This window comes from Oleiphilus sp. HI0132, from assembly GCF_001635845.1.
In genome coordinates this window covers 1-4,476 of sequence record NZ_LWGJ01001001.1, presented here as the reverse complement: position 1 = coordinate 4,476, position 4,476 = coordinate 1, and the positions used below count along the sequence as shown (strand labels likewise).

The window sequence follows — 4,476 nt, the reverse complement described above, 5'->3', positions numbered from 1 at the left end:
TCGTACTTGTTTCGCTAGCCTTTTTGAGTTCACACTCAATCGCTGTCCAGCTAGGTAATTTATATAACGCTTCTGTCGCAGTACCTTCGCAAGACCCTTCCGATCGTATGCTAGGCTTTGAGCAGGCGCTGCATCAGGTGTTGATCCGTGTTACTGGTGATGAGGAATTGTTGCAGGATTCTTCTGTGAATTCTAAGTTTCGCTCACCTGAAAACTACGTGCTCTCATTTGCCTACAGAGAAAACCCCGCGTATAGCGTTTATCTTGAGGTGCTTGCTGAGCGCGAAAGGCTCGCTATGGAGTTTACAGATGAAGGTGCAGACGTTGAACAGGAGCCTGGTTCTATGCCTAGTTCCGCTCAGACCGGCCAAGAAGAGTTAACTGAGTCGTTAATAGCCGAGCCCGCCGTACCTGACCAATATATGCTGGATGTTGCATTCGCAGAATCGCCCATAGAAGCGGGTTTGCAATCACTGTCTCTTCCTATTTGGGGGCGGTCTCGTCCTTCAATTCTGGTTTGGGTGGTGATGTCTGATGAACAAGGGCAGCGAAGCGTTATCGGCGCTTCCGAACTGGATGAGGTGCTACCTGAATTGACTGGCATTGCTGAGACTCGAGGTTTGCCGCTTTTTATTCCTGTGGCCGATCTGACAGACCTTTCGCTTTTAGATGTTGACGGATTATGGGGCCTGTTTTCTGACTCCCATATTGATGCTAGTAAGCGCTATGGCACCGACGCTGTTGCAATTGTACGCTTGCAAAGTTCCATTACTCCTGAGGCTCAAGAACTTGATGAAGCAAAAGAGCCTGTTTCTCAGCGTCAATGGCGTGCAGACTGGCAGCTATTCCTAGGTGAGCAAACTTTCTTTGGTGAAAGCGCTCAGGCAAGCAGTGAATCGGTTTCAAAAGAGTTTGTTGCTCGCTTGGCAAGCGTTATATCTACTCAGTATGCTATATCTGGCGTAGCAAGTTCAGAAATCTATACCATTTCAGTGCTTGGTATCGATTCTTTCGAAGATTATGTGGATGTACAGCGTTACCTGCAAGATCTTGCGCCTGTTGCATCCGTAAATATGTTGCTAGCCGAGGAAGATCAGCTTACCTTTGAGTTGCGCTTGCGTGATACAAGAGAAATGCTTTCTCAGCACCTATCTCTTGGGCGAAAGCTAATAAAACGGGAAGCGGAGCTAGACGGTATATTGGAGTTAAATAAGGGTATGCTTGTCGATGCGCTCGATAAATTTGTTTGGCGCTCCGGGTCTTAGTCATTGCTATGGTTATTTTGGAGATAGAATGATCGCAGCTAATCAGATTCCTAATATTCTAACTGTTATTCGAATCCTGCTGGTGATTCCTTTTGCGATGAGCGTATATTCCGCGCAATATTTGCAGGCTTTGATTCTATTCTTTGTAGCAGGTCTTTCAGATGGAGTTGATGGTTTCTTGGCTCGCCAATTTAATTGGAAGTCGCGATTTGGTGCCATAGCTGACCCTTTGGCAGATAAACTACTGCTCGTTACGGCTTACGTAATGCTTGCTTGGACAGAGCAAATCCCAATGTGGCTTCTATATCTCGTTATTGGTCGCGATGTAATGATTCTAGCTGGTGCGCTGGGCTATCACTTCTTTATTAGTCATTATGATATTAAGCCCTCATGGCTGGGTAAGACCTGTACAATGCTACAGATTGTTTATGTCTTACTCGTGATTATGAGCTTGGCAGATCTGCCGATGCCGCAGTGGGCAGTTTCAGAAGGCCTATTTGTAGTGGGTGCCATTACTCTGATTAGCGGTATTCATTATTACTTGGTTTGGGGCGTAAAGGCATACAAGCAGCGCCGAGAAAATGAATTGAATGATAAGACTGGCTTATGAATGCTTTTGAATTATCCAGCCAACTATTATTGCCTGTTAGGGAAAAAAGTGACCTAAGCTTCGAAACGTTTTACAGCGAAAAAAACGATCGTGCCAAGTTTATGCTGTCGAGTGCGATAGATGAGTATCAGGAAACTGCAGTCTTACTGGTTGGGCCAGAAGAGTCTGGTAAAACCCATTTGCTTAATGCTGCAATTGGCTACGCTGAGTCAAAAGAGCTGGACAATGTTTGTTACTTTTCGCTTGCGGAATTAAACGAGTTTGAATTATCAGAGAGTGACGTTCAGGGTTTGTTTTCAAGCTTTGAGCAATATTCAATTTTGGCTCTCGATCACTTGGATTTGTGGCTGTGTCACCAGAGCTTAAGTCGAGAGTTTAAAGAACGCTGTCTTTTTAATTTATTTAACCATTATAAAGCTCAAGGTGATATGTTAATTTTCGCCTTGTCACAGCCGGTAGACGCCTTGAATATCTGCTTGGCTGATTTGTTGTCACGCCTAAAATCCGGTTTATTGATAAGCCTGAAAGCTTATAGTGATGCTGAAAAAGAACTAATCATGCAGCAGGTTGCGATACATAAGGGCTTTAGCTTGGAAGAGGGCGTTTCTACTTTTATTATTAAGCGTAGCGGGCGCAACTTAACAGAGTTGCTAGCGTTACTTGATCAACTAGACAAAGCGTCGCTCACTGAGCAGCGTAAATTGACAATTCCGTTCGTCAAGAAAGTTTTAAATTGGTAGCTCATCAGCTGCAGGGAGAAAAAAATGATTCGCGTAGTATTCAACCAGAAAGGCGGTGTAGGGAAGTCGAGTATTACTTGCAATCTTGCAGCTATTTTCGCTGCTAAGGGACGCAGAACCTTGGTTGTTGATTTGGACCCGCAAGGTAACTCTACTCACTATTTAATGGGAAAGCCTGCTGCTGAATTGAATGACTCGATTGCCGATTTTTTTGAGCAAACGCTTTCATTTAATTTGTTTAATAAAGATCCTGCCGACTTTGCGCATAAAACCCCCTTCGACAATCTCTATGTTTTGCCCTCTAGTCCTGAGATGGATTTTCTTGAAAGAAAGCTGGAGGCTAAGCATAAGATCTATAAACTCAAAAATGCCTTAAGAGCATTAGAGAGCCAGTTTGATGAAATTATCATCGATACAGCGCCTGCTTTAAATTTCTATACGCGTTCAGGCTTAATTGCTTGCGATAAGGTTTTGATTCCTTTCGACTGCGATGACTTCTCTCGTCAAGCTTTGTATACGATTATGGGCGAGTTGCAAGACATACAAGAAGATCACAATGACCGCTTGGAAATAGAGGGTATTGTAGTGAATCAATTTCAGCCGCGTGCGAGTCTGCCGTCGCGCTTGGTGAAGGAGCTCGAAGAAGAAGGGTTGCCAGTATTACCTGTAAAAATTAATGCTTCAATCAAGATGAAAGAGTCGCACCAAGAAAGTCAGCCGCTTATCTACTTTGCTCCAAAGCATGCTTTAACGACTCAGTTTGAAGAACTTCACGAGCATTTATCTTCGTAGCAAGAAAACCTGCTTTTAGCTTAGGCCGGTTTAGATTCGTGCACCAGAGGTAGTACGATCTGGTCGCCCCGGCCTAAGGTTTCGCCTTGATTCAAGCTATGTAATATTGCATATAATTCCTTGAACGGCACTGGTGGGGAGTAGAGATAACCTTGCCCATATCGACAGCCATTAATCTTTAAGAAAGCTTCCTGCTCCTTCGTTTCGATCCCTGTAGCAAATGTTTTTAAATCCATCTGACTCGCAATAGCTAGCAGTGTTTCAGTGATGGCCATATCGCTTTCATCCCTTGGTATGCCAGTCACGAAAGTTCGGTCGACCTTAATGATGTCGGCGGGAATTTGCTTTAACTGTCGTAGTGAGCTTAGACCGGTTCCAAAGCTGTCGATTGTCAGTGACACGCCCAACTCTTTAAGTTGAGTAAGTGTCACAAAGGATGTCTCGATATTGCTTGTGATCGTGCTTTCCGACATTTCCAGAATCAGGTTCTTTGGATCAAATTTAGTGCTCTCTACTGCTTTTTGGATAAGTTCAACTATTCGCGGATGGTTAAATTGGCGGTTAGAGAGGTTGAGCGCTATTTGTATCGGCGTGTCTGACCATTCCTGAATTGCTCGTCCTTGCAGGCAGGCGTTAGAAATTACCCATTGACCAATGTCGTGCAATAAGCCCGTTTGCTCAGCGACATCAATAAAGTACTCTGGCGTGACTAAACCTTTGTCAGGATGATGCCAGCGTAGCAAGGCTTCAAGCGCGAGAATTTCACCCGTTTCAATGTCGATGATAGGTTGGTAGTAAAGCTTGAATTGGCTGGCGCTGATAGCGTTTCTTAGCTCATGCTCAATAATTAGTTGGCGCTGCATTTCACTGTTCATTTCTGGACTATAGAACTGAATATTGTTTCGTCCGGCTTTTTTCGCTCGATACATGGCCATATCTGCATTTTTTAGAAGGTCGGGATATTGCGTGCCATCGTTAGGGCAGACGGTAATGCCGATGCTGGAAGTAACGATAAGCTCATTCCCGCCAATATTTACGGGCTTGGTAATGTTATCGAGAATATTTCTGG

Annotated in this window: 5 protein-coding genes; 4 read left to right on the top strand and 1 reads right to left on the bottom strand. The window is 44.3% G+C overall.

Annotated features, from left to right (window positions below):
- The 4 genes from A3766_RS11260 to A3766_RS11245 form a co-directional block, all read left to right on the top strand.
- A partial coding sequence (locus tag A3766_RS11260; protein WP_068642215.1) for a DUF2066 domain-containing protein occupies positions 1-1,265 on the top strand: 1,265 nt, incomplete at its 5' end.
- A gap of 28 nt (positions 1,266-1,293) precedes the next feature.
- Positions 1,294-1,875, top strand: a complete 582-nt coding sequence (locus tag A3766_RS11255; RefSeq protein ID WP_068509622.1) for a CDP-alcohol phosphatidyltransferase family protein — start codon at positions 1,294-1,296, stop codon at positions 1,873-1,875.
- Positions 1,872-2,615 carry a DnaA ATPase domain-containing protein gene (locus A3766_RS11250; protein ID WP_068509619.1) on the top strand — a complete coding sequence of 248 codons (744 nt, stop codon included), beginning with the start codon at positions 1,872-1,874 and terminating at the stop codon, positions 2,613-2,615. Before A3766_RS11255 ends, A3766_RS11250 begins: the two co-directional genes overlap by 4 nt.
- A gap of 24 nt (positions 2,616-2,639) precedes the next feature.
- Positions 2,640-3,407, top strand: a complete 768-nt coding sequence (locus tag A3766_RS11245) for a ParA family protein (protein ID WP_068509617.1) — start codon at positions 2,640-2,642, stop codon at positions 3,405-3,407.
- A gap of 20 nt (positions 3,408-3,427) precedes the next feature.
- Here A3766_RS11245 and A3766_RS11240 read toward each other — a convergent pair.
- A partial coding sequence (locus A3766_RS11240) for a bifunctional diguanylate cyclase/phosphodiesterase (RefSeq protein WP_156508875.1) occupies positions 3,428-4,476 on the bottom strand: 1,049 nt, incomplete at its 5' end.